General features: G+C 61.4%; 25 protein-coding genes. 20 read left to right on the top strand and 5 right to left on the bottom strand.

Annotated elements, in window-relative coordinates:
• Positions 1–5: 5 nt before the first annotated feature.
• Together KTJ78_RS12335 and KTJ78_RS12340 are read left to right on the top strand one after the other, a co-directional pair.
• Entirely contained in the window at positions 6–656 is a 651-nt protein-coding gene (locus KTJ78_RS12335; RefSeq protein WP_217136245.1) for an amino acid ABC transporter permease, read from the top strand.
• The gene (locus KTJ78_RS12340) at positions 653–1,483 is read left to right on the top strand and encodes an amino acid ABC transporter permease (RefSeq protein ID WP_217136247.1); all 831 of its coding nucleotides are present in this window, start codon (positions 653–655) and stop codon (positions 1,481–1,483) included. The genes KTJ78_RS12335 and KTJ78_RS12340 overlap by 4 nt, the downstream gene beginning before the upstream one ends.
• Here KTJ78_RS12340 and KTJ78_RS12345 read toward each other — a convergent pair.
• Both KTJ78_RS12345 and KTJ78_RS12350 read right to left on the bottom strand, forming a co-directional pair.
• Positions 1,480–2,262 (bottom strand): SGNH/GDSL hydrolase family protein, encoded by a 783-nt coding sequence (locus KTJ78_RS12345; RefSeq protein WP_217136249.1) that lies wholly within the window; start codon positions 2,260–2,262, stop codon positions 1,480–1,482. The two genes, KTJ78_RS12340 and KTJ78_RS12345, sit on opposite strands and share 4 nt — an antisense overlap.
• A gap of 39 nt (positions 2,263–2,301) precedes the next feature.
• Positions 2,302–3,183 carry an EamA family transporter gene (locus KTJ78_RS12350; protein ID WP_217136251.1) on the bottom strand — a complete coding sequence of 294 codons (882 nt, stop codon included), beginning with the start codon at positions 3,181–3,183 and terminating at the stop codon, positions 2,302–2,304.
• 25 nt (positions 3,184–3,208) lie between these two features.
• Between KTJ78_RS12350 and KTJ78_RS12355 the strand changes: the two genes are divergently transcribed.
• From KTJ78_RS12355 to KTJ78_RS12415, 13 genes are all read left to right on the top strand, one after another.
• Positions 3,209–3,973 (top strand): helix-turn-helix domain-containing protein, encoded by a 765-nt coding sequence (locus KTJ78_RS12355; protein ID WP_369808091.1) that lies wholly within the window; start codon positions 3,209–3,211, stop codon positions 3,971–3,973.
• A 57-nt stretch (positions 3,974–4,030) separates the two neighbouring features.
• Positions 4,031–5,155: an ABC transporter substrate-binding protein gene (locus KTJ78_RS12360; RefSeq protein WP_217136254.1), complete on the top strand. Its 1,125-nt coding sequence runs from the start codon at positions 4,031–4,033 to the stop codon at positions 5,153–5,155.
• 41 nt (positions 5,156–5,196) lie between these two features.
• Complete coding sequence (locus KTJ78_RS12365; protein WP_369808092.1) at positions 5,197–6,057, top strand: ABC transporter permease; 861 nt, start codon at positions 5,197–5,199, stop codon at positions 6,055–6,057.
• Complete coding sequence (locus KTJ78_RS12370; RefSeq protein WP_217136257.1) at positions 6,057–6,854, top strand: ABC transporter permease; 798 nt, start codon at positions 6,057–6,059, stop codon at positions 6,852–6,854. The genes KTJ78_RS12365 and KTJ78_RS12370 overlap by 1 nt, the downstream gene beginning before the upstream one ends.
• Positions 6,847–7,857: an ABC transporter ATP-binding protein gene (locus KTJ78_RS12375; RefSeq protein ID WP_217136259.1), complete on the top strand. Its 1,011-nt coding sequence runs from the start codon at positions 6,847–6,849 to the stop codon at positions 7,855–7,857. Before KTJ78_RS12370 ends, KTJ78_RS12375 begins: the two co-directional genes overlap by 8 nt.
• Before the next feature lie 39 nt (positions 7,858–7,896).
• Positions 7,897–9,267 (top strand): NAD(P)/FAD-dependent oxidoreductase, encoded by a 1,371-nt coding sequence (locus KTJ78_RS12380; RefSeq protein WP_217136401.1) that lies wholly within the window; start codon positions 7,897–7,899, stop codon positions 9,265–9,267.
• A 74-nt stretch (positions 9,268–9,341) separates the two neighbouring features.
• Positions 9,342–9,695: a cupin domain-containing protein gene (locus KTJ78_RS12385; protein WP_369808093.1), complete on the top strand. Its 354-nt coding sequence runs from the start codon at positions 9,342–9,344 to the stop codon at positions 9,693–9,695.
• Between the two features lie 6 nt (positions 9,696–9,701).
• Positions 9,702–10,868 (top strand): FAD-dependent oxidoreductase, encoded by a 1,167-nt coding sequence (locus KTJ78_RS12390; RefSeq protein ID WP_217136261.1) that lies wholly within the window; start codon positions 9,702–9,704, stop codon positions 10,866–10,868.
• A 157-nt stretch (positions 10,869–11,025) separates the two neighbouring features.
• Positions 11,026–11,262, top strand: coding sequence for a 50S ribosomal protein L28 (gene rpmB / locus KTJ78_RS12395; RefSeq protein WP_217136263.1), 237 nt, complete (start codon positions 11,026–11,028; stop codon positions 11,260–11,262).
• Complete coding sequence (gene rpmG, locus KTJ78_RS12400; RefSeq protein WP_217136265.1) at positions 11,262–11,429, top strand: 50S ribosomal protein L33; 168 nt, start codon at positions 11,262–11,264, stop codon at positions 11,427–11,429. Before rpmB ends, rpmG begins: the two co-directional genes overlap by 1 nt.
• Before the next feature lie 3 nt (positions 11,430–11,432).
• Entirely contained in the window at positions 11,433–11,738 is a 306-nt protein-coding gene (rpsN, locus tag KTJ78_RS12405; protein WP_217136267.1) for a 30S ribosomal protein S14, read from the top strand.
• Positions 11,739–12,148: 410 nt separating this feature from the next.
• A complete protein-coding gene (locus KTJ78_RS12410) occupies positions 12,149–12,427 on the top strand; it encodes an HU family DNA-binding protein (protein ID WP_217136269.1) in 279 nt (92 codons plus the stop codon).
• Between the two features lie 169 nt (positions 12,428–12,596).
• The gene (locus KTJ78_RS12415; protein ID WP_217136272.1) at positions 12,597–14,591 is read left to right on the top strand and encodes a bifunctional copper resistance protein CopD/cytochrome c oxidase assembly protein; all 1,995 of its coding nucleotides are present in this window, start codon (positions 12,597–12,599) and stop codon (positions 14,589–14,591) included.
• 9 nt (positions 14,592–14,600) lie between these two features.
• On the opposite strand, the gene KTJ78_RS12420 is transcribed toward KTJ78_RS12415, so the two are convergent.
• Positions 14,601–16,616: an NADPH-dependent 2,4-dienoyl-CoA reductase gene (locus tag KTJ78_RS12420; RefSeq protein ID WP_217136274.1), complete on the bottom strand. Its 2,016-nt coding sequence runs from the start codon at positions 16,614–16,616 to the stop codon at positions 14,601–14,603.
• Positions 16,617–16,706: 90 nt separating this feature from the next.
• The gene (locus tag KTJ78_RS12425) at positions 16,707–17,288 is read right to left on the bottom strand and encodes a helix-turn-helix domain-containing protein (RefSeq protein WP_217136275.1); all 582 of its coding nucleotides are present in this window, start codon (positions 17,286–17,288) and stop codon (positions 16,707–16,709) included.
• Positions 17,289–17,417: 129 nt separating this feature from the next.
• Between KTJ78_RS12425 and speB the strand changes: the two genes are divergently transcribed.
• The 5 genes from speB to KTJ78_RS12450 all read left to right on the top strand — a co-directional run bounded on the left by speB (position 17,418) and on the right by KTJ78_RS12450 (position 21,761).
• On the top strand, positions 17,418–18,383 hold the full coding sequence (speB, locus tag KTJ78_RS12430; RefSeq protein WP_217136277.1) for an agmatinase: 966 nt from the start codon (positions 17,418–17,420) through the stop codon (positions 18,381–18,383).
• An 83-nt stretch (positions 18,384–18,466) separates the two neighbouring features.
• Entirely contained in the window at positions 18,467–18,886 is a 420-nt protein-coding gene (locus KTJ78_RS12435; protein WP_217136279.1) for a YybH family protein, read from the top strand.
• A gap of 74 nt (positions 18,887–18,960) precedes the next feature.
• Complete coding sequence (locus KTJ78_RS12440; RefSeq protein WP_217136405.1) at positions 18,961–20,274, top strand: purine-cytosine permease family protein; 1,314 nt, start codon at positions 18,961–18,963, stop codon at positions 20,272–20,274.
• 391 nt (positions 20,275–20,665) lie between these two features.
• Positions 20,666–21,289, top strand: a complete 624-nt coding sequence (locus KTJ78_RS12445) for a cyclase family protein (RefSeq protein WP_217136281.1) — start codon at positions 20,666–20,668, stop codon at positions 21,287–21,289.
• A gap of 40 nt (positions 21,290–21,329) precedes the next feature.
• Positions 21,330–21,761, top strand: coding sequence for a hypothetical protein (locus KTJ78_RS12450; RefSeq protein ID WP_217136282.1), 432 nt, complete (start codon positions 21,330–21,332; stop codon positions 21,759–21,761).
• A 59-nt stretch (positions 21,762–21,820) separates the two neighbouring features.
• Here the strand turns inward: KTJ78_RS12450 and dcd are convergent, their stop codons facing one another.
• Complete coding sequence (dcd, locus tag KTJ78_RS12455) at positions 21,821–22,426, bottom strand: dCTP deaminase (RefSeq protein ID WP_217136284.1); 606 nt, start codon at positions 22,424–22,426, stop codon at positions 21,821–21,823.
• Between the last annotated feature and the right edge of the window lie 177 nt (positions 22,427–22,603).

Below are 22,603 nucleotides of genomic sequence, written 5' to 3' on the forward strand. Positions count from 1 at the left end.
ACACAGTGGGTGTGCTTTTCGAAAATATCGATGCGGTGCTCGAGGGTTTCTTGATGACCCTGCGACTGCTGATCGTCGGGGGTGCCGGTGCCATGGTCATTGGGCTTCTCATTGCGGCGATGCGCATTTCGCCGGTGCCCTCGCTGCGGGTATTCGCGGCGGGCTACACAGAACTCGTTCGCAATGTGCCGCTAACGCTGATGTTCATGTTCTTCGTGTTCGTCTTGCCGCTCATCGCGCCGAACCGGCCACCGTACGAGGTGCTCGCGATGATCGCACTCGCCATCTACACCTCGCCGTTTGTTGCCGAGGCACTTCGCAGCGGTATTAACGGTGTTCCCGTTGGGCAGGCTGAGGCATCACGGTCGATCGGTCTCACCTTTGGGCAGACGCTCACCATTGTGATTTTGCCGCAGGCGCTGCGCATGGTTGTGCCGCCGCTCATCAACGTGTTCATCGCTTTGACCAAGAACACGTCGGTTGCCGGTGGCTTTTTCGTGGTCGAACTCTTTGGCGTGGCGAGGCAGCTCACGAACAGTCACGGCAATGAGGTACTCGCGATTCTCGCGGGAGTCGCTGCGTTCTACCTGCTCATCACCGTTCCGCTCGGGCTGATCGCCGGGGCGATTGAAAAGAAGGTACAGGTGCTGCGATGACACAGGCAACAGTTCTCTATGACGCTCCTGGCCCGAAGGCGCTGAAGCGTTCACGCCTCATTTCGATCGTGGGCGTGCTGCTCATCGTTGGCCTGCTTGCGTGGGTCGGCTGGCAGCTGTACCAGCCCCGCATCTCTGCCAACGGCGCTGAGACCCCAGGCATGTTCGACCCGACGAGGTGGGACGTGCTTGCCGACGGTCGCGTGTGGCAGGTGCTCGGTCAGGGCGCGCTCAACACACTCCGAGCTGCAGCCGTCGCGACGATCGGCGCCCTCATCATCGGCGTACTCTTTGTTTTTGGCCGCATGGCCGATACGAAGTGGATCAGAATTCCCGTCACGATCGTACTCGAGTTTTTCAGGGGCATGCCCGTTCTGCTCATGATGCTTTTCATCCTGCTCGTCGCATCGACGACGTCGTTCATCGCGGTCGTTGTCGCGCTTGCGATTTACAATGGCGCGATCATCGGCGAGGCGCTTCGTGCGGGCATCGTCTCGCTCAACAAGGGACAGCGTGAGGCTGGCCTCTCAGTTGGGCTCACCCCGACGGCGACGCGCTTTCTCATTGAGTTTCCGCAGGCGTTCAAACAGATGTTGCCGATCATCATCGCGCAGATCGTGGTGCTCTTGAAAGATACCTCGCTCGGCTACATCGTTGCCTACGACGAGCTGGCAAGACAGTCGAAGTTGCTCGAAACCTTCTTCGGCAACCGCTACATGTTTGCCTTCTGGGTTGTCGCGGTGGTTATTTACCTTACGATCAACCTCACGGTTTCGTGGATCGGGCGCCGTACGGCACGCACGCTCGATGCGAAACGCGCAGGCTAGCGGGTGCGGGGAGGCACTTCGATCCACTCGAGGTGCTTTCCCGTGCGCCCGTCGCCGCTTGAGCGGCCGGTGAGCCGGCGGCCGATCCACGGCAAAACGTGTTCGCGACCGTAGCGAAGGTTTTGCCGCAGGGTCGGCTTTGGCATTGGGGCGGCCACTGTCACCCAGTCGGCGGGTACGGGAAGTGAGAGCGTGCCGAGTACGTTGTGTGCGACCCGAGTGTGGCCCACGGGGCCTAAGTGTAACCGGTCGTGTGACCAGTACTGGCGGCCCGGTAACTCGGGGTCAGACCAATTGTCGGTATAAGCAATTTCAAGGTCGCCCGTGATGTCGCCGACCGCGGCCACGAGCGCGTCGCCCTTGGCTTTGACCGTGCCGCCACTCGGAATACCGCCTGTTGGGTTCGGTCCCGCGAGGAGCAGCGGTTGTACGCCGGCTTCCTGTACGCGTGACAGGGCGCCGCGGGTGCGCTCAAGAATCGACTCGAGATTCGTTCCGGGTCGGAGCATGTCGTTGCCGCCGCCATTCACACTCAGCAGCGTTGGCTTGAGTGAGAGCGCCGGTTCGAGCTGTTCGTCAATGATGGCGTCGAGCAGACGGCCCCGCACGGCGAGGTTTGCATAGAGCACGGTCTTGCCCGTGGCGTCGGCCAAACCCTGCGCCACAAGATCGGCCCAACCGCGTAACGTGCCATCGGGGCGTTCGTCGCCCATGCCCTCGGTGAAACTGTCGCCAATCGCCACGTACCGAATCGGGTGGCGCAGCTCAAACGCGCTCATAGGCTCTACTGTATCGCTCGTCGCGGCGAAAGTGGTGCGTCACCGCGCTTGGCCCCGTAGCGCAACCGCGGTCGCGGTGACAACGCAGGTGATGCCGGCGAGCTCGACGAAACTCATCGACTGGCCGAGCAACACAAACCCCGCGAGCGTCGCCATGACGGGTGAGAGGCTCATGAGCATCGCAAAGAGCGAGGTGGGCAGCTTGCGAATGGCGAGCTGCTCGATGCCGTAGGGAAGGGCAGAAGAGAGGAGCGCGACGACGAGGCCGAGTAGCAGCACGGTTGGGCTGAGAAAAGCGGAAAGGTCGTCGACCGTCATCATGAACGGGGTAATGCATACTGACGCAAAAAGCATTGCGATCGCGAGCCCGTCGGCCCCGCGAAAGAGCGAGGCGGTGGCGCGGGTGAAGACGATGTACCCGGCCCAGCTTGCGCCCGCGAGCAAGGCGAGGGCGACGCCGAGCGGATCGAGGCCCGCAGCCTCCGTTGCGCCCGGGCCAAACGGGAAGGCGCCGCTCACGAGCCACACGCCAATGCCCGCGACGAGCGCGAGAAACCAGCTTGAGAGCCTGCGCGCGAGTATGACCGCGAGCATGAGCGGACCGAGCATCTCGAAGGTCACGGCCGCGCCGAGTGGAATGCGGTCGAACGCGAGATAGATGAGCGTGTTCATCGAAGCGAGCGCAACGCCGAGGCCGGCCGCCGCGAGCAACGCTTTGCGGCTCAGCCCGCGAAGACGCGGCCTGAGCACCAAGAAGAGAATAGCGGTCGACATGAACAGTCGCAGTATGACGGTTCCGGTGGCGCCCACGTGAGGGAAGAGAAAGGTTGCGATACCCGCGCCAAACTGCATCGAGAGCTGGCTCAGAATGACGAGCGCGAGCCCCGATGCCTGCGCGCGGGCGCCCTGCTCATGTGTCATAAGGCTATGTTATCGGGCGTTTTGGGTGGGTATTCGGGGCCTGAGTAATGAAAGCCTTGAGTTTCTGCTGAACGTCTGTATGCTTATCAATACACCTATACTGAACACACTGTTCAGTGGAGTCAACGATGGAGTTCACCCAATGCCATACGAGACGCCTCGCTCGTCGAATGCGACACCGCAAGACATTTCATCGAAAATGGGCGAGCGCATTGCGCAGTACCGCACGTTTCGAGGAATGAGCCTGCGCGCGCTTGCCGAGGCCGCGGGGCTTAGCTCGAGCTTTCTGAGCCAGCTTGAAAATGGGCGAACCAATGCGAGCGTCGCCTCACTGCACAAAATTGCTGATGCGCTGGGCGTTGCACTTGGGCAGTTGTTTGAAGACGGAAAAGTGCATACGACTGGTGTGTTGCGTGCAGAAGATCGGCCGACGCTACCCCTCGAAGGCGGCAAAAAGTATGTGATCTCCCGGCTGCCACTCAAAAATGTTGAAGTGTACGCCGGCGAATTTGCCCCGGGTGCAACCACTGGGCCGCACGGCTACGTGCACGGTAATTCGCAAGAATTTTTTATCGTGACCGAGGGCACGATCATCTTTGAACTCGATGCTGAACGCTACGAGATGTCAAAAGGTGACTCGATTGAGTTCTTGAGCAGCGTGCCGCACCGTGCCGAAAACCTATCAACGGAAATGGCAGAGGTGATCTGGATTACCAGCCCACCCTCTCCCGACGAAGAGGAGGTAGCGTTCCACCGCATGGCAGCGGCGCCAGAGGCGCCGACAGAGTAACAACAGAGCGGCCCGAAGACGGGCAAAAATTACGATCATCAAAGGAGATGCGTAGGGATGAATAAGAACACCGTTAGAGGGTTGAAAGCCACAGCGATCATCGCTGGGATCGGCCTCCTTGCCGGATGCTCGGCCTCGGGCAACCAGGCAGTCGATATTGATCTAGGCTCGGGCCCGGCCGTCGCTGGCGAGGTGAAGCAGGACGCGCTCGATGGCGTTACGCTCACGTTCGTTTCATGGGGCGGCGTTTTCCAAGACGCGCAGAACGCTGCAATGGAGAGCTTTGAAGCTGATTCTGGGGTGCGGTTGCTCAGTGACGGGCCTACTGAATACTCGAAGGTTAAAGCACAGGTCGATAGTGCAAACGTGAACTGGGACGTGGTAGACGCCGATATCGTCTGGGCTGCTGCCCAGTGCGGCGAAGACGGCCTGTTTATGGATCTCGACCTTTCGATCGTCGATATTTCGAACATTCAGAACCAGGAACTTGTCGGTGACTGCTTCGTACCGGCGATGCAGTACGGGTCGCTCTTTGTTTATAACACTGACAAGTATGACGACGAGCCACAGGGGTGGCAGGACTTCTTCGACGTCGAAAAATACCCCGGCAAACGCGCGATTAATGGTGAGCCCGGTGACGTTGGACCCGGAATTATTGAGGCGGCGCTGCTTGCTGACGGCGTGAAACCAGAAGACCTGTACCCGCTTGATGCCGAGCGGGCTCTTGCGAAGCTCGACACCATTCGCGACCACCTGATTTTCTGGACCACGGGTGCCGAGTCGCAACAGATGGTCGAGTCAGGCGAAGCCGACATGGTTCACATCTGGTCAGGTCGTGCTTACGGGGCGATTGAAAACGGAGCTCCCTACGCCCCGGTGTGGAACCAGGCCTTTGTGGTGAATGATGCGATTGGCGTGCCGAAGGGCGTCAAAAACCCCAAAGCATCAATGGCATGGCTCAACTACTATCTCGGCGCGAAAGCACAAGAGATCATGGCTGAAGAGAGCTCGTACTCGCCGATTCACGCTGATGCGAAACCGAACTTTTCTGAGAATGCGAAGAAGTTTGACGTTGCACGCCCAGAAATTGCCGAGCAAATGGTGACGACTGACCCGCAATGGTGGGCAGACAACTTTGACGAGCAGGCTGAGCTCTGGGCCAACTGGTTGCAGCAAGGCTAACGCGGTAAGGAAGCCTGAGCGTGACAACCACAAATATTCCGGTGGGACGCGCCGCTTCTGGCAAGCGGCGCGTCAAGGCCACCAACCTTCTGTTACTTCTGCCCGCCTATGCGCTCTTGATTGGTGTTTTTGCATACCCCTTGCTCGAGAGTGTTTGGCGAAGTTTTGCTGACCCGGAGCTTGGCCTCGACAACTATGCATGGGTATTCGGCAACGAGAACAACCTGCAGGTCATCGGTAGAACCTTCGCGAATGCGTTTGGTGCGATGCTCATATGCCTGCTGCTCGCCTACCCTTATGCCTTTCTCATGACGATCGTGGGGCCCAAAGCAAGAACCGCACTCGTCGTTATTGCGTTGATTCCGTTCTGGACCTCACTGATGATTCGAACCTTCGCGTGGATCGTGTTGCTGCAGGATTCTGGCGTGATCAACGATCTGCTGGGCCTTATCGGAATTGGCCCGCTGCAGCTGATCCGCACTAATACCGGGGTCATGATCGGCTTGACACAGGTGCTGATGCCCTTCATGATTTTGCCGTTGTACGCCGTAATGAGTGGCATCGACCAGCGGCTGGTGACCGCAGCTCGCTCGCTCGGCGCCCGACCCGCAGTGGCGTTTTTTCGGGTATTTGTGCCGCTTTCGCTTCCAGGCGTAGCAGCGGGAGGTCTGCTGGTGTTCATTCAGGCGCTCGGTTTTTACGTGACGCCGGCACTTCTCGGGTCGCCGTCAGACGGAATGCTCTCTCAGACGATCTACACGCAGGTGAGCTCCCTGTTGAACTGGGGGCGCGGTGGCGCGCTGGGTGTTGTCTTGTTGTTGGGCACCCTGGTTATCCTGGGGCTCATCGGGATTATTGCAAAGGCCGCAAATAAACGTGGCATGGCAGTAAAGGTGCTGTGATGCAAACATTGAAACCATTCACCCGAGTTGTTCTTTGGCTGCTCGCTGGACTCGTTGCCTTGTGGCTTGTCGTTCCGACGCTCATCGTGATTCCACTGAGCTTTACCGACAAAGCGTCGCTCGTTTTCCCGCCAACCGGTTGGTCTTTGCGATGGTACGAATCATTCTTTACGAACCAACAGTGGCTCAGTGCGCTTGGAAACTCGCTGCTTCTTGGAGTGCTTGTCGCGGTCGTTGCGACCGTGCTTGGCCTGCTTGCGGCAATGGCAATGCGCGGCATGGCGAACAAGAAAGCGGTTACGGGAATTACCGCGGGGCTTCTCGCCCCCATGATCGTACCTGGCGTTGTTCTAGCGATCGGAATCTATGCGGTGTTCTTGAAGCTTGGCTGGGTAGGAACGCTGCACGGTTTTCTCTTCGCACACACCGTGCTGGCTCTCCCGTTCACCGTGATTGCGATTACTGCCGGGTTTGCGGGCTTCGATGATCGGCTTGAACTCGCAGCGCGAAGTCTCGGCGCTTCGCCGGTGAAAACCTTCATGAAGGTGACACTGCCGAACATCGTTCCTGGACTGGTATCGGGTGCGCTCTTCGCCTTTGTGACTTCTTTTGACGAGGTCATGATTTCGCTGTTCATCAAGAGTCCGTACTTGGAGACCCTGCCGGTGCTCATGTACGCGAGTGTGACTCGCGATACCGACCCCACGCTCGCGGCGGCAGCGACCGTCATTCTCATTATTACTACCGCGATTGTTCTGCTGTCACTGTTGCTGGCAGGAAGGAAGAAAAATGCATAGCGTAACGAACGGTGCAGAGATCGAACTCGCCCGGCTGACCAAACACTACCCAAAGTCGGTGGCGCTTGATGATGTTTCTTTGACCGTGAAGCCAGGCGAGTTCATGACGTTCTTGGGCCCTTCGGGGTCTGGGAAAACGACGACACTGAACCTCATCGCAGGGTTCACTGACATCACCTCTGGCAACGTTTTTATCGACGGTGATCTCGTAGACGATGTGCCCGTGCACAAGCGCGATCTCGGTATCGTGTTTCAGCACTATGCACTCTTCCCGCATCTCTCGGTGTTTGATAACGTCGCGTTCCCCCTGCAGCAGCGAAAGGTGAGCAAGCATGAGGTGCGCACACGGGTACTCGAATCACTGAAAACGGCCGGACTGGAAGGGTACGAATCGCGTTTTCCGAAGGAGCTCTCCGGGGGCCAACAGCAGCGAGTTGCGCTTGCGCGGGCCCTGGTGTTTGACCCGCGGGTGTTGCTGCTCGATGAACCCCTTGGCGCACTCGATAAAAAGCTTCGTGAACAGCTCCAGCTCGAGCTCCGGCGCGTGCACCGTGAGGTGGGTAGAACCTTTATCTTTGTCACTCATGACCAAGAAGAAGCGTTGACCCTCTCTGATCGAATTACCGTGTTCAATCAGGGGCGCGTTGAGCAGGTCGGGTCAGCGACCGAACTCTACGAGAAACCGGCGACCCGTTTCGTCGCTGAATTTATCGGCGAATCTACTGCGATCGTTGATGAGTCACGGAACAGAGTCACCATTATTCGCCCAGAACGGGCTGTGCTCGTGGCCTCAGAAAGCGACGTTGCCCCTGGCAAACCATCGGTCGGGGTGATTGTTCGCCAGGCTATCTACCTCGGGGCAGGGTGGAAGTATGAGGTGATTTTGCCCGACGGGACTGCTGGGGTCGTTCGTACCGACCAGTCGTTGCCATGGTTAGTCGGCGAGAACGAGCGGGCCGTGCTGACGTGGGAGCCAGAAAAGGCCCCAGAGTTCGCCCTGTGAATCGATTCAACCAAGCGTGAAGAACGAAAGAAGATGACAATGAAGAACGGCAACGTTTCACACTGGTGGGGGCAGGTTGGGCTCCCGACCCCGAGACCGGCACTTTCTGGCGATGCGAACGTTGATGTCGCGATCGTTGGCGCTGGTTACACGGGGCTCTGGACAGCGTATTATCTGAAGAAGGCTGCCCCAGAACTCAACATCGCAATCATTGAGCAGCGTTTCGCGGGGTACGGGGCGTCTGGCCGTAATGGTGGCTGGCTGACCAACGCGATCACCGGCGGGCGTGAGCAGTATGTGAAGTCACACGGTCGAGATGCCGCCGAACGCTTTCAGCGGGCCATGAACGACACCGTTGATGAGGTTATTCGCGTTGCGAAGCAAGAGGGTATCGACGCCGACATACTTAAGGGCGGCGAATTTAATGTTGCGTACACTCCTGCGCAAGAGGCACGCATCAGGGCCTTCGCCAAGAGTGAGCAAACGTGGAAGTCGGCTGACCTGCAGCTCTTAGAACGGGCGGAAGCGATGGCTAAGATTCGGGTCGAGCACACGGCCGCGGCCGTTTGGCACCCGCATGCCGCCAGGATCCAGCCCGCGAAGCTCGTTTCGGGGCTGGCCCGTGTCGTTGAGAGTCTCGGGGTGACGATTTATGAGCAAACCACCGCTCTTGAGCTGCGACCCCGTGCCGTGGTTACTGACCACGGCACCGTGCGAGCTGAACATATCGTTCGAGCAACCGAGGGCTTTACTGCAAACCTCAAGGGTTTGAAACGTCTGTGGCTGCCCATGAACTCGTCGCTCATCGCAACCGAGCCGCTCTCGCCGGCTGTGTGGGATGAATTGCGTTGGAACAAGGGGGAGGTGCTCGGAGACTTTGCCCACGTATATATGTACGCCCAGCGCACCGCTGACGACCGCATCGCGATAGGTGGCAGAGGGGTTCCATATCGTTGGTCGTCAGGAACAGACTCTGATGGTGTTACGAACAACCGCACTGCCGAGACGCTCGCCGCGATCATGCACCGCTTCTTCCCCTCAACGCAGGGTGCCGAGGTCGAACACCTCTGGTCAGGAGTTCTCGGTGTGCCCCGTGACTGGGCCGCAACCGTCGGCATCGACAGAGCGACGGGTATTGCCTGGGGCGGTGGGTACGTGGGTACGGGAGTAACCACGACGAACCTTGCAGGGCGAACGATTGCCGACCTTATTCTTGAGCGCGACACCGACATTACGACCCTTCCGTGGGTTAACCACGTGGTGCGCAAGTGGGAACCTGAACCGCTTCGATGGCTCGCCACGAAGGGGCTTTACTTTGCCTATGGGGTGGCCGACTCGAGCGAGCTCAAGGGGCGCAAGACGACCTCGCCCATTGCGACCATCGCCGACGTGATCACCGGGCGTAGCTGACGCTCGTTGCCGCATGCGGCCGGGTTTATGGGCCGGTGCGGCGGTATAAAAGACGAATCGAACAAAGGAGTATCGTGACACACAACACTCAGGGCCTGAACAGCACCGATACCGTTGCGCTTGGCGCACACGGGCCAAAACCAACAGCGGTCACCGAAGGCCTCACCGAGGCCTCGCTGCCCATTTGGAGCGAGGGCAATATTTCTACGGGGCTTTGGGAATGCACCGAGGGTGCCTTCACTGCGTTTCGTGACGGTTACACCGAAATATGCACCATCGTTTCTGGAAGCGTCACACTCGAAGCTGAGGGTGAGAAGCCGTGGCGCTTCGGGCCGGGCGATGTCATCGTGATGCCGTCAGGGTGGAAGGGTACGTGGGTCGTGCACGAGCCGCTCCGCAAGCACTTCACGATCATTCAAGACGCGTGACGTCTGATGAGTGATCGGGTCATTGTTGTTGGTGCTGGCGCCTGGGGGCTTCCGGCCGCGCTCGCGCTGCAAGACCGGGGCTACTCGGTAACGCTCATTGAACGCTTCGTGCCCGGAAACGCATTTGCGTCGAATGCCGGCTCGACGAGGCTGTGGCGTCTAGCCGACACGCAGGTGTGGCGGGCTCGGTCCATTCTTGAGACCGTGCCCGCCATGCAGCGGCTGAGTGAACGGGTAGGTGAGCCGCTTTTTTCGCGAACCGGTTTAGTATGGCGAGACGATGTTTCGCTTGACTCTGTGACCACGGCCTTACGCGCGATCGAGGTGCCGCACACGAGGGTGCTGGCAGAAGACGTGGGGGAGGTTTTTCCCGGTCTAATTCCTGACGGCCGCGACGCCATATACCTCGATGATGCCGGTGTGGTTTTTGCCGACGTGCTCCTCCGCGAGACGCTGCGCTGTTTTACCGCTGCGGGAGGCACCTTCTTGCCAGCCGCTCGGGTTACTGAGGTCACTGCATCGGCGGGAATCGCCTCGGTGCTCATCGACGGCATGACAAGGGTGCAGGCAGATCAGCTTCTGCTCGCGGCCGGGCCAGGAACGAGAGAACTCTTGCACGGTCTCGGTCTTGAATTGCCGTTACAGCCATACCTTGAACAACTGGTCTATTTTGGTGATGCATCGCAGCAACCGCCGGCGCCAGGGCTGCCGGGGCTGGTCGATTGCCCGAGGGCAGATGCCCCCGGCATGTATGCCATGTCGAACGGGGCAAAGGGGTACAAAATCGGTATTGATCGACCTCTGCGTGCTCTTCATGGTGCGACGCTTGGTGATGACCTTGGTCGTGACCCCTCTGCTGAGCGCACAAGGGAGTCGGTCGAGCGTATGCGAGCAACGATTGCGACGGTTGCCCCGCGGGTGCTTGACGTGCAGGTATGTACTTGGACCGACTCTGGTGACGGAGATTTTATTGTCGGCCGAGTTTCGCCAGAGGTGGTGGTCGCGTGTGGCGACTCGGGCGAGGGCTTTAAATATGCCGCGTTTATGGGCGAGTATCTCGCAGATCTGGTCGGGGGAGGGCAGGGCAACGCTGAATATCAAGAGCACTGGTCGCCAGAGCGTTTTTCTCACGGCGTGCCTCGTGCAGAGTATGGGGCTATTGGGCGTCATTAGAAGCGCTGTTGAATCCGGGCGTGTTTTCCCGTAGTCTTGTTGATTGGCTGTGTAGCTTCCACCTGCACACGCCGTGTATGGGGCAACCGCCTCATACGCCGACAAGAGATCTTGGGTGAGGCCGGCAACGGTCTCACGGTATTCAAGGAGAATCATTATGGCAGCAGTGTGCCAGGTGACGGGAGCCACTCCAGGCTTCGGTCACAGCATTTCGCACTCGCACCGTCGCACCAAGCGCCGGTTCGATCCGAACATTCAGAAGAAGTCTTACTTCGTGCCCTCACTCGGCCGCAAGGTAACCCTTACCCTGTCAACTCGGGGTATCAAGGTTGTTGACGCACGCGGTATCGAGGCTGTGGTTGCAGATCTGCAGAAGCGTGGGGTGAAGCTCTAATGGCTAAAGATAAAGACGTACGTCCGATTATTAAGCTGCGTTCGACGGCAGGCACCGGGTTCACGTACGTGACCCGCAAGAACCGTCGCAACAACCCCGACCGCCTCGTGCTCAAGAAGTACGATCCGGTTATTCGCAAGCACGTTGAATTCCGAGAGGAGCGTTAATCCATGGCGAAGAAAAGCATGATCGCTAAGAACAAGCAGCGCCAGGAAGTTGTTGCTCGCTACGCTGAGAAGCGCATCGAGCTCAAGAAAGCGCTCATCGATCCCAACGGAACCGACGAGAGCCGCGAGGCAGCTCGTCGTGGGCTCCAGAAGCTCCCCCGCAACGCGTCACCCGTACGCGTTCGCTCACGCGACGTCATCGACGGCCGCCCCCGTGGCGTGCTCACGAAGTACGGCATCAGCCGTGTTCGCTTCCGTGAGATGGCTCACCGTGGCGAGCTTCCCGGCATCACCAAGTCGAGCTGGTAACAGCGAGTCTGAGACTTCATTCAAGAGGCGGATCCCTTCGGGGCTCCGCCTCTTGTGTTTTGAGCACTGCCGCGGGTGCGACCCGGTAATCGATGGCAGGGTTTCGACCGGTGGCTGAGCGGGCATCGTGACCACCCGGATCCGCGGCATAGTATAGCCATGGATCGCCTGAAAAGGGCCAAAATTCGGGCGATTCTCGGTGATCTCATGCGCGTGTGAAGGCATGTGACGCAGAAGGGCGTCAGTTTTTGCGAAAGGCCGAGATTTTTGGCGAAATGTGGCATGTTTCAGCGAAATCTGGTGTAGATTCGTAGCGATCACTTGATCAGCCTCGTCATGTGCGAGGGAAACCAAGAAGAAACGTTAGGGCCCAAGAAGGCAGAAATGTCGGGCCCTTGGAAGGACAGAAAATGTCACTGAACAAGACTGAGCTTGTCGCTAAGGTTGCTGCCGAGACCGGCCAGAGCCAGGCTACCGTTTCGAGCGTGCTCGACGGCGTCTTCGCTGCTATCTCAGAGACCGTCGCTGATGGCGGCAAGGTTTCGATCCCCGGCTGGCTCTCATTCGAGGCTGTAGCAACCGCTGCACGCACCGGCCACAACCCCCGTACCGGCGAGAGCATCCAGATTCCTGCTGGCAAGCGCGTCAAGGTATCGGTTGGCTCGAAGCTCAAGGCTTCGGTCAAGTAACACCGCTTCCTTTCACGAAGCGCCCCTGGAATATTCTGAAGTGGGCTCCGCCCGCGGCCTCGAAGCCGCACATGCCGGAGATCATTTCAGAATGTTCTGGGGGCTTTTGTGCTTCTTGAGCCGGGCCGCCCCCAGAGCGTTTCAAGCAGCCTGGCAGTAGTCTGGAAGGGTGCCAAGAAGTCTTCGGGTATTTGCCCCAGCTACCCTCATCATCGTGAGCGTCATCGCCTGCTTCGTCGGAATGCAGGTGGGTGGCGCGGGCGCTCCACGCCCAATGCTCGATCCGGGCGACGTGGTACGGTACGCGGTACCGCTCGCGCGCATGCTCGTGAACCTCTCGGGTGGCGTGCTCATTGGCTCGCTGCTGCTCGCCGTGTGGGCGCTCAAAGGTGAGGGCGCCGAACTGCGCGCCGTGCTCGATCTCGCGGCGGGAGCCGCGGCAACGCTGACAGCTGCATCGACCGCGGCCTTCGTGTTCATGTACCTCGACATGACCGGCCAGGACTTCTCGTTCGACGAGAGCTTTGGCGCAAGTCTCGCTCAGTTCGCTACCGAGATTGACCTTGGTAGGCTCTGGGTGCTCATGATGTTGCTCGGGGCCATTTCAACGGTGATGTGCTTTGCCGTTCAAGACCGCCGTTGGGTACTCGCGGCTTTCGTTGTCTCGGTGCTGACGCTCTTCCCGCTCGCGCAGCAGGGCCATGCACAGGGAGCCGCTGGTCACGCGCAGGCGGTCAACACACTCTTCATTCACATGCTCGGAGCAGCGGTGTGGATCGGCGGCCTGGTCGCCCTCATCGTCGTCTCGCGGGTGGTCGATCGGCAGCGCATTCAGATCATCACCGAGCGCTACTCGTTCCTGGCCCTCTTCGCCTTTATCGCGGTGGCCCTCTCGGGCATCGTGAGCGCAATGTTGCGCATCGGCACCATGGAAGACCTGTTTGGTACCGGCTACGGTCTGGTCGTCATGCTGAAGACGGGCGCCATCGTCGCCCTCGGAATTTTTGGCGCGGTGCACCGCCTCATCATGATTCCCAAGATTGGCGCGAGCGATCGCGGCATGCGCGCCTTCGGTCAGGTCGTTGTCGTTGAACTCGCGGTCATGGGCATCGCGTCGGGTCTTGCCGCGGCGCTCGGGCGCACGCAAACGCCGGTTCCCATCGAGGCGGCCTCAGAGTCTGGCGGCGCGATTGGGCCTGCTGAGTGGCTCACGGGCGATCCGCTGCCTCCCGAGCTCACACCGATGGGCTACATCACGGGCTGGAAGTTTGACCTGCTCTGGACCCTGGTTCCGCTCTTCGGCGCCGTGCTGTACCTCGCGGGCGTGTGGGTGCTGCGCAAGCGCGGCGACAAGTGGCCGGTGGGCCGCACGATCTCGTGGTTGCTTGGCCTCGCGGTGCTCTTTTACACCACGAACGGAGCGCTGAACCTCTACGAGCGCTACCTCTTTAGCGTGCACATGCTCGGGCACATGATGCTCACGATGCTCATTCCGCTGCTGCTTGTGCTCGCTGGCCCGGTGACGCTGCTCTTGCGCGCGGTTCCGAAGCGCCACGACGGCTCGTGGGGTGCACGTGAGTGGGTCATGTGGGCCATTCACACGCCGTGGTCGAAGTTCATCACGAACCCGGTTGTCGCGGCCGTCATCTTTGCCGGTTCGCTCTGGGTGTTCTACTTCTCGCCGATTCTTGGCTGGGCGATGCGCGAGCACCTCGGCCACCAGTGGATGATCATTCACTTCTTGATTTCGGGCTACCTTTTCGCGCTCGCGATGGTCGGCATCGACCCTGTTCCGTACCGCTCGAGCTACCCGATTCGCCTCGTGATTCTCTTTGCGACGATGGCCTCGCACGCTTTCTTCGGCGTGACGATCATGTCGATGAACACGATGATGCTGCCCGAGTGGTTCGGTGCGATGGGTCGAACGTGGGGCCTGCCGCCACTCGAAGACCAATCGCAGGGCGGATCGATCGCCTGGGGCATCGGTGAGCTGCCGACCCTCGCGCTTGCCGTTGCCGTCGCGATTCTGTGGATGCGTGACGATGATCGCGTGCAGAAGCGTAAGGACCGCGCCGCCGACCGTTCAGGCGAGGCCGAGCTCCTCGCCTACAACGAGATGCTGCAGAAGCAGGCTGCCCGCGACGAGAAGATCACGCGCCCGTAACGCGCGTCGTTACAGCGCCGCGGCGACCTCGGTGCCCTCGCGAATGGCTCGCTTGGCATCGAGCTCGCCAGCGAGCTTTGCGCCGCCGATGAGGTGGTAGCTGCGGCCGAGTGCGTCGAGTTCGTGGGCGAGGGTGATGACCGACTCTTGGCCGGTGCACAGCACGACGGTGTCGGCCTCGATGAGCTGCTGCTCGCCCTCGACCGTGACGCGAATGCCCTCGGCGACGATCTCGTCGTACTGAACGCCGACCATGGTGCGCACGCCGCGGCGTTGCATTTCGGCCCGGTGGATCCAGCCCGTGGTGAGGCCGAGGCCGGCCCCCGCCTTGGTCGCTTTGCGCTGCAGCATCGTCACGGCGCGGGCGCTCTCGACGGCCTGCGGCTTGCCGACCGCGCCTGGAACGGTTGGGTCTTCGGTGATGCCCCAGCTCTCGCGAAAGGCTGCCGCGTCGAGGGCGTGCGAGGGCCCCTTCTGGGTGAGGAACTCTGCGGTGTCGAAGCCGATGCCGCCCGCGCCGAGAATCACGACGCGTTCGCCGGCGGTGTGCTCGCCGCGCAGCACCTGGGCGTACGAGGCGACGTGGGGCAGGTCGACGCCGGGCAGCGCGGGAATGCGCGGTGAGACGCCGGTCGCGATGATGACCTCGTCGAAGTTCTCAAGGTCGTTCGTGGTCGCTTGCGCGCCGAGCTTGACGGTGACGCCGTGCCGGTCGAGCTCGCCGAGGAAGTAGCGAATGGTTTCGGTGAATTCTTCTTTCCCGGGAATGCGCATGGCCATGTCGAACTGGCCGCCAACCGAGTCACGTGCCTCGAAGAGGGTCACGGCGAAGCCTCGTGATGCCGCCGAGGTAGCCGCGGCCATGCCCGCGACACCGCCGCCAACGACGGCGACGCTGCGCTTCGTTCGAGTGGGCAAGAGCACGAGCTCGGTCTCACGACCCGCTCTCGGGTTCACGAGGCACGAGGCGACCTTGCCGGCAAAAATATGGTCGAGGCAGGCCTGGTTGCAGGCGATGCAGGTGTTGATGCGGTCGCCCTCACCGCGGGTTGCCTTGCCAGCGAACTCGGGGTCGGCGAGCAGGGGCCTCGCGAGCGCGACGAGGTCGGCGCGGCCGGCGCTGAGAATCTCTTCGGCAACCTCGGGGGTGTTGATGCGGTTCGTCGCGACGACGGGAATCGTGGCGACCGAGTGCAGCGCCTCGGTGAAGTCAATGAAGGCTGCGCGCGGAACGCTCGTGGCGATCGTCGGAACGCGCGCCTCATGCCAGCCGATGCCGGTGACGAACATGTCGACGCCGAGCGGCTCGAGCTGCTGGGCGAGCTCGAGCGTCTCGCCAACGCTCATGCCGTGCGGCACGAGGTCGGCGACCGAGATACGGTACGAGAGCAGCGCATCTGGGCCGAGGGCCGAGCGCACCTGCTCGGTGACGGCGAGAGCGAAGGCGCGCCGCTTCTCAGAGGTGCCGCCCCACTCGTCATCACGCTGGTTGGTCGCGGGCGAGCAAAACTCGTTGATGAGGTAGCCCTCTGAGCCCATGACCTCGACACCGTCGTAGCCGGCCTCGAGCGCAAGCTTCGCCGCCTCGCCGAACGCGACGATGGTGCTCTCGATTTCTTCGGCCGTCATGGCGCGGGGTGAGAAGCAGTTGATGGGCGCCTGCAGCGCCGAGGGAGCAACGAGATCGGGGTGGGTCGAATAGCGCCCGCCGTGCAGGAGCTGCATGATGATGTGGCCGCCGGCCTCGTGCACCGCGTCGGTCACGAGCCGGTGCTTCTCGACGTCTTGCTCAGAGGTCATGGTGGCACCGCCCTGCGTCAGCGCACCCGCCTCATTGGGCCCGATGCCGCCCGTGACGATGAGAGAGGTACCGCCGCGCACGCGTTCGGCATAGAAAGCAGCCATGCGTTCGAATCCCTGCGGATGTTCTTCGAGGCCCAGGTGCATCGACCCCATGACCGTGCGGTTGGGCAGGGTGATATTGCCGATCGTAACCGGCGAACTGAGGTGTGGGTAGGCGCTCATGCGATGACCTCTCTGTCGGGGCTCTAGCTGAGCCGATCATAACAAGGGCCTACGACAAACCTCGATTCGTGTGGTGGGTATCGACAACCGCTAGGCTGATCCGCTCCACGCCGCTGGAATCAGCGTCCAGACGAGCTCTGCACCCTCTTCGTGTGCCCGCCAGGTGTGGGGCTCACGCCCGTTGAATGAGAGAGTGTCGCCCGCCTGCATCTCGACCTCGTGTGAGGCGAAGGTGACGGTGACCCGCCCCGTGACGACGTGCATCATTTCGAGCTCGCTTGAGATCGTGTAGAGGCGTTCACCGCCGTGGGCGTGTGGCTCGGCGGTTGAGCGGATCATCTGTGCGCGGTTTTCTTCGCGGCCCGAGATGAGGCGTTCGACCACGTTTTGCCCACCGAGGTTGATGAGGGGCGCGGTGTCGAGCTTTACGAGTGTCGTCTTCGTCTCGGTGAAGAGCTCGCCGACGGGCACCGAGAGCACCTGGCACAACTGCACGAGCGTCGTGATCGAGGGCGAGGTCGAGTCATTCTCGACGCGGCTGATGAAGCTCTTCGAAAGCCCGGTCGCGGTCGCGAGCTGCTCGATCGTCATGTGCTGGGCATTGCGTGCCGAGCGCAGTTTTGCGCCGATGCGAAGCTCGGTGTCGCTCGCGTGGGCGTGGATCGATCGCATGCTTCCTCCTGGGTCTCCCCTTATTCTATGGGTCTTCTGCGCGGCTGACGTTGCGCGCATTGCAAGGATGGTGTTTACTGTTAGGTAACAAAAGTTTCGTATTGAGAACTCTTGAAGAAAGGTGACACCGTGGTTCCAGAACAGAACGTCGGCCCCGTCGACGCGAGCAAAACCCCGCGCTACGCTGGCTTCGCAACGTACGCGAAATTGCCCCGTATCGATGAGGTAGAAAAGACCGACATCGCTATCGTTGGCGTGCCCTTCGATACTGGTGTGAGCTTTCGCCCCGGCGCTCGCTTCGGCCCGACTCACGTGCGTGAGATCTCGCGGCTGATCCGCCCCTATAACCCGGCTCAGGACGCGTCACCGTTCGAGCTCGTGCAGGTCGCCGACGCTGGCGACATCGTCGCGAACCCCTTCAACCTCGACGAGGCCGTGACGCAGATCGAGGAGGCAGCAAACGAGCTGCACGAGAGCGTTGAAAAGATCGTCACCATTGGTGGTGACCACACGATCGCTCTGCCGCTGCTGCGTTCATCGTACAAGCAGCATGGCCCGGTCGTTGTGCTGCACTTCGACGCGCACCTCGACACGTGGGATACCTACTTTGGGGCTCCCACGACGCACGGTACCCCGTTTCGTCGCGCATCAGAAGAAGGCCTCATCGACATGGAGTCGAGCATGCACTTCGGCATTCGCGGCCCCCTGTACAGCAAGAAAGACCTCGAAGATGACACGATGCTCGGCTTCAGCGTCATCACGAGCGAGTACGTCGAAGAGAACGGCATTCAGGCGGCGATCGACCGCATGCGCGCCCGCATTGGCGACAAGCCCCTCTACATCTCGATCGACATCGACGTGCTCGACCCCTCGCACGCCCCCGGCACCGGAACGCCAGAGGCTGGTGGCCTGACGAGCCGCGAGCTGCTGCGCGCCCTGCGCGGCATCGCCGACCTCAACATTGTTGGCGCCGACGTCGTCGAGGTAGCCCCTGCATACGACCACGCCCAGGTGACCGCCGTCGCCGCAAGCCATGTTGTGTACGAGCTCGTCACCGCGATGGCCCGCCGCACGGCAGCCGAGCGCGACGCGTAACCAACACCATCAGCTGTGGGCGTGCCGAATGCGGTGCGCCCACACCCATGTTTCGCCCACCCTCCAGAGTCAACGGAGACACCATGACAGACCAGCCCTTCCGCACCCCGACCGAGGCCGAGGTGCTTCACGCGTCGGCCGATATCGTCGCCGCTTTCGAAGCGACCGACACCGAGCGCTACTTTGCCGCGTTTGCCCCCGAGACCTCATTTATCTTTCACCCTGAGCCCGCGAGGCTCGACACCCGCGCCGACTACGAAGCGTTGTGGGCGAGCTGGATCGAGGGCGGCTGGCGCGTTGTGAGCTGCGCCTCGAGCAAGCCACTCGTCACGACCTATCCTGGCGGTGCGGTCTTCTCGCACGTCGTCGACACGACCGTCTTTGCTGACGGTGCCGAAGAGAGCTACACCGAGCAAGAGACCATCGTGTTTCGTGTCGAGGGCGATGGACTCATCGCCGTGCACGAGCACCTTTCGGCATACACCGGGGAGGCAAGCGCGTGAACATTTACCGCCGCCTCGAAACCTACCTTCAGGCCAATAACGACGACGCCGGGCCCGCACGCGGAACCCTCTCGATGGGCCGCATTGGCATGATCTGGCTCGCGGCGAACCTCGTCGTGACCACGCTGCTCACGGGCACGCTCTTCGTGCCGGGCGTCTCGTTTGGCACCGCCTTCTCGATGATTCTCACGGGCACGCTCGTCGGCATGATCGTGCTCACCCTCATCGGCAACATCGGCACCCGCACCGGCCTGCCCACCATGGCCGCAACCCGCGGTGCTTTTGGCCTTCGCGGATCGCTGCTGCCGGTCGCAGCGAACGTCATCATTCTCATGGGCTGGAGCTGGGTGCAGGCGATGCTCGCGGGCGTCACGGTCAACTTCTTGGTCGCCGAGCTCACCGGCTTCTCGAACCCCATTCTCTTCTCGGTGCTCTGCCAGAGCCTCGTGGTGTGCCTCGCGATCTTCGGCCACGAGGGCATCGCGAAGGTTGAGCCGTGGATGGCGTTGCTCATTCTCGCGATCATGGGCTACGTGTTTTACACGGCCTTCTCTACCTTCTCGCTCGGTGAATACCAGGCGATCCCCGTCGATGAGAGCCTCGGCCTCAGCGGCATCACGGTGCTCGATATCGTCATCTCGACCGCGATCTCGTGGACGGTGCTGTCGGCCGACTTCAACCGCCTCGCGCGCAACTCGAAGGCCGGCATGATCGGCTCGGGCATCGGCTACACGCTGTCAACGGTGTGCGCCATGACGCTCGGCCTCGTCGCCTTCAGCTACGTCATCCTCTCGGGCAAAGACGCGGCCGAGTTCGACCCGACCGTCATCGTGGGCAGCTTCGGTGCGCCACTCGCACTCGTGATCTTCTTCTCGGTCATGGCAACGAACACGATGGTCGTCTACGGCATGGTCACCTCGGTCATCAACGCCCGCCCGCAGCTGCGTCTGAAGTTCTTGCCCACCGCGCTCGTGCTCGGCGGAACCTCGATCGCGGGCTCAACCCTGCTCGGTCTGCTCGACCACTTCACCGACTTCCTGACGATGATCGGCGCTTTCTTCGTGCCCGTCTTCGCCATCATGATCGTTGACTACTACCTGATCAAGCGCCGCTCGTACATGCACGACATCCTTCGCGACTCGGGCGGCCGCTACTGGTACACCCGCGGCGTCAACTGGGTCGCGGTTGGCGTGTGGATCGTCGGAGCAGGCGCGTCGTACCTGCTCACCTACGTCTGGCCAAGCCCCATCGGCGCGACCATTCCCGCCTTCGTCGTCTCGTTCTTGCTCTACCTCGTGCTGAGCCTCTCGACGAGGGCGCGGTTTGCGGGTACCGATAAGGGACACCTCGGCGAGACCGTGAGCATCCCGACGCTTGCCGACGAGTAGGGGCGGGGTGGGGCGGGGCGTCCCGTCATGGTCGGCCCGTCGTCGTCCCGTCGTCGCGGTCGTCGGCCCGGCGCCGCTTGCCTCCGGGCCGGTGGCCGGGGCTGATCCGCTGCGGCGGGTGGGGCCTCGCGGGTGCGGCGCTTCGGCGCTGTCGCGTTTCGGGGCTGCCGAGCCTCCGCTCCGCCCCCGTGTTTGCAGAGCTCGCGTTCACTTGACGAAAAGCAGGGTGTTTCTTCGAAAACACCCTGCTTTTCGTCAAGTAGCGGCCAAAACGATGTTCTCGAGGGCGGATCGGCCCAGAACGCACGCCGCCGCGCGAGTCTCGCGGGGGGCGGGCCCGCGCTCGCCCCGGCCCGCCCTCCCACACAGCATGCAATGAAAGGATCAGTACATGATCGACCTCAGCCACGAACTGCGTACCGCGATGCCCGTGTACCCGGGTGACCCCGAGGTGTCGATTGCCGACGCCCTCACGCTCGAGCGTGACGGGGTGGCCGTGAGCGAGCTGCACCTCGGCAGCCACAGTGGAACCCACCTTGACGCCCCCTCACACACCGTTGCGGGCGTGCGCACCCTCGCCGAGGTTTCGCTTGACGAGCTCGTTGGCGAGGCGCTCGTCATTCACGCCGAGGGGGTTGCCGTGGCAGGCCGGGCGCTGACCGCGGGCGAGCTGGGGCTCGGTGCGCTCACCGAGGTTCCGCGCATCGTCGCGATCGCGACGGGCTGGCACCGATACTTCGGCACGCCCGCGTACCTCGAGCACCCCTTCGTTGACGAAGCAGCGGCCGAGAGGCTCTGGGAGCTCGGCATGCGCGTGCTCGTCGTCGATACGCTGAGCCCTGACCAGACCCCGTCGGCTGACTTCCCGGTGCACGCGGTCGTGCTCGGGCAAGACGGCCTCATCGTCGAGAACGCGCGCGGCCTCGACTCGCTTGGCGACCGGGAACGCCTCGGCATCTTTCCGCTGCGTCTCGGTGCCGTCGACGGGGCACCGGTGCGCGCGGTCGCGTTTTGATGTGAGTCGAGTAGCGTTAGGTTGGAAGATGGAGGGCGGCATGCGTCAGCGTATAACCATGGCGGTTCTGTTGGCTGCCGTTCCCATTGCCGCTCTCGGCGTATTCTTTGCTTTGATCGGACGGGTTGTAGCGGCGCTCTCGTGCGTTGCATATCTGTGTATTGTGGCTGGTGGCGTCTGGTCGCTCGCTCGGGCTGCAGCACGGTTTCAGGAACGCTTGGCCTCTGACCCTGCCTCGATCAGCGACGATACGCTGGGGATTTCGAAACCGTTCACAACCTCTGAAAAAGTTGGGTATGGCGCCACCGCGATGGCGTATGCTGCAGCGTTTATCGCGACCGGGGTCACCGGAGACTGGTACTGGGCGGGCATCGTGTGCGCCGTAACGCTTGCCTCGATTGCAGTTGACACGGTCCAGGTTCAACGGGGTAAACCGTTTGATCTGCGCACGACCATTGACATGTTGCTCTAGGCAGCTTGTGAGAGGTCTTACTCGGGCCCGCGGCCCGTCAGCTCCCGTCAGCGCCCGCGTCAGTTTCCGTTAGCCCCCGCGTCGGTCACGGTGACGTCGGTGCGGTGAAAGTTGAGGTACGAGCGCGAGGCGGTCGGGCCCTTCTGGCCGAGGTAGCGAGAGTGGGTGGCGCCGGCGCCGTAGGGGTTCTCAGCCTCTGACGAGAGCTTGAAGAAGCACAGCTGGCCGATCTTCATGCCGGGCCAGAGGCGAATGGGCAGCGTCGCCATGTTCGAGAGCTCGAGGGTGACGTGACCGTCAAAGCCGGGGTCGATAAAGCCCGCGGTTGAGTGGGTGAGAAGTCCCAGTCGGCCGAGCGAGCTCTTGCCCTCGAGGCGTGCGGCGATATCGTCGGGCAGTGTGACCTGTTCGTAGGTCGAGGCGAGCACGAACTCGCCCGGATGAAGGATGAACCCCTCGTCTGGGTCTACTTCGACGAGCTGCGTGAGCTCGGGCTGCTCTTGCGAGGGGTCGATCACCGCGTACTTGTGATTATTGAAGAGCCTGAAGTAGCGGTCGATGCGCACGTCGATGCTCGCGGGCTGCACCATTGATACGTCGCTCGGGGTGAGCGCGATGCGGCCAGACGCGAGCTCTGCCTTGATGTCACGATCTGAAAGAAGCACGTTGTAATCTTAGCGTTTCGCGGGTTGCGCCGCTTGGGTGTGTGAATCTGGCGGGTGGAGCGTGCAACCTCGACCAGCATGAGTACCCTTGAACGCCCCAGCACGAGTACCCTTCAACGCCCCAGCACGGGTACTCTCGAAGAGGGGTAGTGAATGGGCATGCTCTGAGAGTGAGAA

Origin of the sequence: Leucobacter chinensis, assembly GCF_019049105.1 — a bacterium.
Classification (GTDB): Bacteria; Actinomycetota; Actinomycetes; order Actinomycetales; family Microbacteriaceae; genus Leucobacter_A; species Leucobacter_A chinensis.